Origin of the sequence: Streptomyces sp. NPDC058758 (genome assembly GCF_042746075.1) — a bacterium.
Lineage (GTDB): Bacteria > Actinomycetota > Actinomycetes > Streptomycetales > Streptomycetaceae > Streptomyces.
In genome coordinates this window covers 1-6378 of the sequence record NZ_JBHYPS010000084.1, presented here as the reverse complement: position 1 = coordinate 6378, position 6378 = coordinate 1, and the positions used below count along the sequence as shown (strand labels likewise).

4 protein-coding genes are annotated in these 6378 nt (G+C 73.5%); all 4 read right to left on the bottom strand.

All coding sequences use genetic code 11. The features are described 5' to 3' along the window. Positions 1 to 160 precede the first annotated feature (160 nt). On the bottom strand, positions 161 to 994 hold the full coding sequence (locus ACFW6A_RS38965; RefSeq protein ID WP_200428853.1) for a cyclopropane-fatty-acyl-phospholipid synthase family protein: 834 nt from the start codon (positions 992 to 994) through the stop codon (positions 161 to 163). A gap of 39 nt (positions 995 to 1033) precedes the next feature. Continuing rightward, on the bottom strand, positions 1034 to 3283 hold the full coding sequence (locus ACFW6A_RS38960; protein ID WP_386476675.1) for a cytochrome P450: 2250 nt from the start codon (positions 3281 to 3283) through the stop codon (positions 1034 to 1036). Positions 3284 to 3314: 31 nt separating this feature from the next. Further along, positions 3315 to 4496 (bottom strand): acyl-CoA dehydrogenase family protein, encoded by a 1182-nt coding sequence (locus tag ACFW6A_RS38955; protein ID WP_386476672.1) that lies wholly within the window; start codon positions 4494 to 4496, stop codon positions 3315 to 3317. Between the two features lie 187 nt (positions 4497 to 4683). Beyond that, on the bottom strand, positions 4684 to 6213 hold the full coding sequence (locus ACFW6A_RS38950; protein ID WP_386646627.1) for a class I SAM-dependent methyltransferase: 1530 nt from the start codon (positions 6211 to 6213) through the stop codon (positions 4684 to 4686). Between the last annotated feature and the right edge of the window lie 165 nt (positions 6214 to 6378).

Below are 6378 nucleotides of genomic sequence, written 5' to 3'. Positions count from 1 at the left end.
CGCGGGGCCCCCCACCCCGCCGCCCGCCTCCGCGGGGGGGGGGCCCGGGCGGCCCCCCCCCCCGCGGGCCCCCCCCCCCCCCCGCCGGCGCCGCGGGGGGGCCCCCCCCCCCCCGGGGCGCCCCCCCTCGGGTTTTCCGCGTCACGGGGACGCGGGGCGTTCAGACGCGAGGCCTGCGGACCGTGACGATGCTGTACGCGATGCGCTCGGAGCCCGGACTGAAGAAGTCGGCCATCGCCTCCTTGAGCCCGGCGACCGCCTCGTCGCCGAAGGCGGCGCGCAACGTCTCCCGGCCCTCCTCGGCGGCCTCCACGTACTTCGGGCCCATGCCGAACACACGCGGGCCGCACTGGGTCCACTCCTCGACGTGGAAACCCGCCGCGCGCAGCGCCACCAGCCACTCCTCGACCGGCTGGAGCAGCGGCAGGGCCAGCTTCTCGGCGAGCACGTCCCGCTCGTCCCGCGGCACGCCCGGGGCCAGCGTGTAGTCGGTCATCGTCAGGGCACCGCCCGGACGCACCACCCGGAACAGCTCGGCGAGCGCCGCGGCCAGGTCCGGCGCGTACTGGAGCGACTCCATCGCCATCACGGCGTCGAACGAGCCGTCGGCGTGGTGGCCGAGCTCGGCGTAGCTGCCGTGCTCGAACCGGAGCCGGTCGGACAGGCCGCGCGCGGCGGCCTTCTCCGTGCCGGCACCGGCCTCGAAGCCGCTGACCGTCACGCCCGTGACGTCGGCGCCGGTCTCCTCGGCGACCAGCAGCGCCGGGCCGCCGGGGCCGCAGCCCGCGTCGAGGACCCGCTGGCCGGCCCGTACGCCGAGCACGTCGACGACCTTGCGGGTCAGCCGGCGCGAGGCCTCCGCCATCGGGGTGTCGTCGTCCGGACCGAACCAGTAGCTCAGGTGCGCCTGGCCCTCGTTGAAGACGTCGGAGACCGGGGACGACTGGTCCCAGCGCTCCCCCTCGCGGATCGCCCGCTCGGTCGTTGTGCTCATCTCTCCTGCTCCTGGCGGTGACGGCGGATCGGTGGCGGTTCAGTAGGTGACGACGGCCCGGAACCGGACCTCGCCCTTGGCGGCCAGGGCGACCGCCTCGGCGATCCGCTCCTTGGGGAAGACCTCGACCATCGGGTCGACCTTGCCCTCGGCGACCAGCCGCAGCGCCTCGGTGAGCTGTTCGAGACCGTTGTGGGTGGCGCCGATGATCTGCTGGCGCTGTGCCCAGACCGGGCTGGTCGGCCCGATCGAGAAGGACCCCTCGGGGTCGATGGTGGCGAGCACCAGACGCCCGTTGGGGCGCAGTCCCTGCAGCGCTTCGGTGGCCGCCTCGTACGAGGTGCCGGTCACCAGGATCACGTCGGCGCCGCCCGCGGCCGCCAGCTCCGCGCCGTCGGCCACGACGGTGGAGGCCCCCAGCTCGCGGGCCAGGTCGTGCTTGTCGGGGGAGCGGGTGATCGCGACCGTGTCGAAGCCGCACGCCCGGGAGAACTGCAGCGCCAGGTGGCCGAGGCCGCCGATGCCGAGGACCGCCACCCGCTCGTGCGGCTTGGGGTCGGCGGCGCGCAGCGCGCTCCACGAGGTGTAACCGGCGCACAGGACGGGCGCCGCCTGCACGTAGCTGACCTCGTCGGGCAGCAGCACCGTCGAGTCGGCGAGCACGGTCACGTACTCGGCGTGGTGCCCGGGGACGGTCAGACCGCTCATCACGGGTGCCGCGCAGTTCATGCCGGACTGGCCGGTCAGCGGCAGGTTGAGCCGGCAGTAGTCGCACGTCCCGCAGGTGCCCTGCACCCAGGTCGCGCCGACCCGGTCACCGACCTTGCGGTGGGTGACGCCGGGGCCCACGGCGACGACGTCGCCCGCCGCCTCGTGGCCGACCACGACCGGGTCGAACTCGGGGAACGGGAAGTGGCCGTCGGTCAGCCAGAGGTCGTTGTGGCACAGACCGCTGGCCCGCACCCGGATGAGCACCTGACCGGGGCCGGGCTGCGGCACCGGGACGTCACGCAGCTCCCAGGTGGCCCCCACCTCGGGCACCACGGCGGCCTTCATGGTCGTCGGGCGGGCGTCGAGCAGCACCGGCAGCTCGGCCACGCCGTTCATGATGAACGTGCCCTGCGGGGCGATGGACCCGGCCGGCACGGCCAGGCCCAGGTGCGGGAACCGCTCGAACAGCGCGGCCAGCGCGATCTCCGCCTCCAGCAGGGCCAGCGGCTGGCCGATGCAGCGGTAGATGGCGTGCCCGAAGGAAAGGCTCTCCTTGTCGGGGCGCGTGATGTCGAAGCGGTCGGCGTCCGCGCCGTGCACCTCGGGGTCGCGTCCGATCGCCGCGTAGTTGACGAGCACCGGCTCGCCCTTGGGGATGGTGACGCCGCCGATCTCGACGTCCTCCACGGGGAAGCGGAACGGCAGGTGCGCCACCGGCGCCTCCACCCGCAGCGTCTCCTGGATGACGTCCTGCCAGGTCGCCTCGCCGGAGCGGACCAGGGCGAGCTGCTCCGGGTGCGTCAGCAGGGCGAGCACGGCGTTGGCGATGAGGTTCTTCACCGGCTCGGTGCCGGTGGCGAGCATGATGTGCAGCGTGCCGACCAGCTCGTCGTCCGACAGCAGCGAGCTGTCCGCCTGCTGGGCCGCGACGAGGTCACTGGTCAGGTCGTCGCCCGGCGAGCGCCGCTTGGAGTCGACGAAGTCGAGCATCTCCTGGTGCCAGCGGGCCACGTTGGCGGCGGCCTCCTCCGGCGAGATGCTGGTGTCGACGTTGACCTCGCCGCCGCGCAGCATCTCGGCGCGGTCCTCCGCGGGCACCCCGAACAGATCGCAGATGGCGCGGGCCGGCAGCGGGTGGGCGAACAGGCCCTTCAGGTCCACCGGCTCACCGGCCGGAAGGGCGGCCAGCTCGTCGAGCAGCTCGGTGGTGATCGCCTCCACGGCCGGCCGCAGCGCCTCCACCCGCCGCGGGGTGAAGGCGTGCGCGCACGGCTTGCGCAGCCGGGTGTGGTCGGCGCCGTAGGCGGTGGTCATGTTCTCCATGAGCACCCAGCCGATCAGCGGGAAGTCCTCGCCGACCGTGCCGTTGACGTAGGCGTCGAAGTGGCGCCTGCCGTCCTTGGAGAAGCGGTGGTCGCTGAGGATCTCCCGGGCGGCGGCGTGGCCGGTGACCGACCAGGCCCTCACCCCGCCCGGCAACTCGATCGGGGCCACCGGTCCCTGCGCCCGTATGCGGGAGCCCTCGGCGTGGATGTCGGAGCCCAGGGGGTCCAGGGCGACGGGGCAGCGGCTTTCCATCGGGAAGTCCTCCGGCGGATCTCGGGTGGGCCTACAGGTAGACGGTGTTGGGCTCCTGGCCGCAGACGATCCGGCCGTACAGTTCGAGGTTGGTGTTGGGGTGGAGGATCGCGTGCAGGTTGATGGTCTGCACGTCCCGCTCGATGCGCTGGATCGGCACCGAGCTGTAGATCGAGGAGCCACCGCTCGCGGTGTTGAGGAGGTCCACGGCCTCCTTGGCGCGCTGGGTGACGGCACCGAGGTCGAGGCGGACCCGGGCCCGCTCCTCCAGCGTCCACTCCTCGCCGGCGGCTCCCTTGGTGTCGACCATCGCGGCGGCGCGGTGGGCGTGGAAGTCCGCCTCGTCGATCTTCACGGTGGCCTCGGCGACCTGGAGGTGCGTCAGCGGCGCCTCGGCCTGGCTCTCGTACGAGGTGTACGTGATCTTGCGGCCGGGCAGCCGGTCCAGGAACGCGTCCTTGGCGGCGCGGGCGAGACCGAGGGCCGGGGCGGAGATGGTGGCGCAGGCGGTCGGCATGAACGGCGCGCTGTAGAGCGGGGAGCCCGCGTTGAGCACCGAACGGTGCTGCCCCATGAGCACCGGCACCATCGGGAGCACGCGCTCCTGCGGCACGAACAGGTTCTCGGCGATCGTGCTGACGCTGCCGGTGCCGCGCAGACCGGCGGTGTGCCAGTCGTCCACGATGGTCAGGTCGGAGATCGGGATGGCCACCATGATCGGCTGCGGCTCGCCGTCCTCACCGATGAGGATGGCGGCGTTGGTGTTCCAGTGACTGTGCTGGACACCGGAGTTGAAGGCCCACTTGCCGTTGAGCACGATGCCGCCGGGGGCCGGAGTGGCCATGGCGGTCGGGCTGAGGATGCCGCTGATGCGGACGTCGGGGGTCGAGAAGACCTCGTCCTGGACCTCGTCGGGGAAGAGGCCGACCATCCAGGAGCTGATCGCCCAGACCGAGGCGGTCCAGGCGGCGGAGCCGTCACCCCGGGCGAGCTCGGCGAGCGTGTCGACCACGGTGCGCATGTCGGACTGGTAGCCGCCGTAGCGGTGCGGCACACGCATCTTGAGAATTCCGGCCTCGGTGAGGGCATCCACCGTCTCCTGGGACAGGTTGCGGTTCTCCTCGCCGACCGGTGCGTTCCGCTGGAGCAGCGGAATCAGGTCCGTCGCACGGCGGACGAGTTCTTCGCGGGACGGCGCCTCGATGGTCTGCATGAATTCTCCTGAATCGGTCACCGGAGTTGGGCCGAAAGGATCGTTGCACCGAGCAAAGAGCGGTTCCATATTCAATGTTGCTCAGTGCGAATGCCGGTGCTCGACGGTCCCCCGGGGACCGTCGAACACCGGCCGATCGGGCTCTTCCCGGTTTCCGGGGAACTTCCCGGAACCTCCGGAAGCGCCGTCAGCGCTTTTCCGCCGTGATGATGACGAAGGTGCCGGGGCCGGTCTCGGCCACCGGCGAGAGCCCCGCCTCGTCCAGCCAGGCATGGACCTGCTCGGTCTCGAACAGCTTGATGCCGTCCGGGCTGCCCGGGAACGCGTGCGAGCCCTGGAAGTAGCGGTAGACCGGGTCGGACGCCCAGCGGAACGTCAGCAGCGTCAGCCTGCCGCCCGGCCGCAGCGCGCGACCGATCTCGGAGATCGCCCGGCCCGCGTCCGGCAGGGCCTGGAGCGCGTTCCAGCAGTTGACCGCCGCCAGAGAGGAGTCCGCCACCGGAAGCGCGAGGGCGCTGGCCCGCAGCGTCGCGATCTCGGGCAGCCGGGCCCGTAGACCGGCCAGCATGGGCGCGATCAGGTCCAGGGCCAGCACCCCGCCGTCCGCGGCCGCCTCGGCGACCACGGCGGTCCAGCGGCCCGCCCCCGCGGCCACGTCCAGGACGGGACCGTCGACCGCGGACAGCTGCTCGGTCAGGTAGGCGTCCTCGTCGACGGGGCTGATCGCCCCGCCCCAGTTCTGCCCCATCACCCGCAGGAACGCCGGGCGCAGCACGTTCTCGTAGTGGAAGCCGATGCCCTGCAGACCGGCCGCGTTCTGCAGCACGTCGTCCTCGTCGTGCTCGCCGGCGCCGGCGGACAGGTCGAGCACCCCGTGCGGCAGCGTGTAGCTCCGCTCGCACCCCGTGCAGGACGCGCCGGTGGCCGCGAACGACAGCGCGGCGCGGCAGGCGGGGCAGCGCAGCACGTTCGCGAAGCGGCTGAACTCCTCGATGCGGGGGGCCGGCGGCTCGGCCGGCCGGGCGTCGGCGTGGACGCTGGTGTCACGGACCACCGTCGGATGGCCGTTGCGCAGTGCCCACAGGGCCTTCGCACCGGTGTACGCGAGCACCGAGCGGGTGTCGCTCGACCAGGTCGCCGCGAGCTGCTCCGGCGACAGGGCGCGGATCCAGTCCTGGTCGAAGGCCAGCTCCTCGGCGCCGAGCTGCCACTCGTACGGCGAGGGCCAGACCCGGCCCAGCACGACGTCCTCGGGGTCGAGCGGCTGCAGGCAGCGCTCCAGCCGGGTACGGTCGTCCGGGGTGAGCTCGGTGCCGGCCGCGGCGGCGAGGATCCGCTCCCGGTCGTCACCGAGGTGGGAGAGCAGGTACAGGGCGGCGAGCTGGGTGGGACCGCCCGGCTCGGAGCCGGTGAGCAGCGGCAGATAGCCGGCGAGCCCGGACCGTACCGCCTCGGTCAGCGGCCCGCCGCCCGCGGTGTGCTCGGTCTCGGCCAGGAGTCCGAGCAGCAGCGCGAGGTAACCCTGGCGCAGCTCGTCGGCGCCGGACAGGGCGGCCACCAGCCGGGGCACCTCGGCCAGGGCCCCGTCCGTGGCCGCGCCGTCCTTCCACAGCGCGTCGGTCAGCCGCAGGAACTCCGCGTCGGCACGGTCGGGCGACGCGTCGAGCAGGGCGTGCGGAAGGGCGTCGGTCGGCGGGGCGACCGGGGCGGCAGTCATGGGGTGCGGGGTCCTTTCGGGCGGCGGGCCGGGCAAGGGGGGGCGGGGCGGGGCGGGCGCGGGGGGGGGGCGGCCGCGCCGGCCGGGGGCGCAGGGCGCCGGGGGGGCGGCGCCCCGGCACCGCCCGGCCCCCGCGGGGGAGCGGGGCAGGGCCCCCCCGAACAA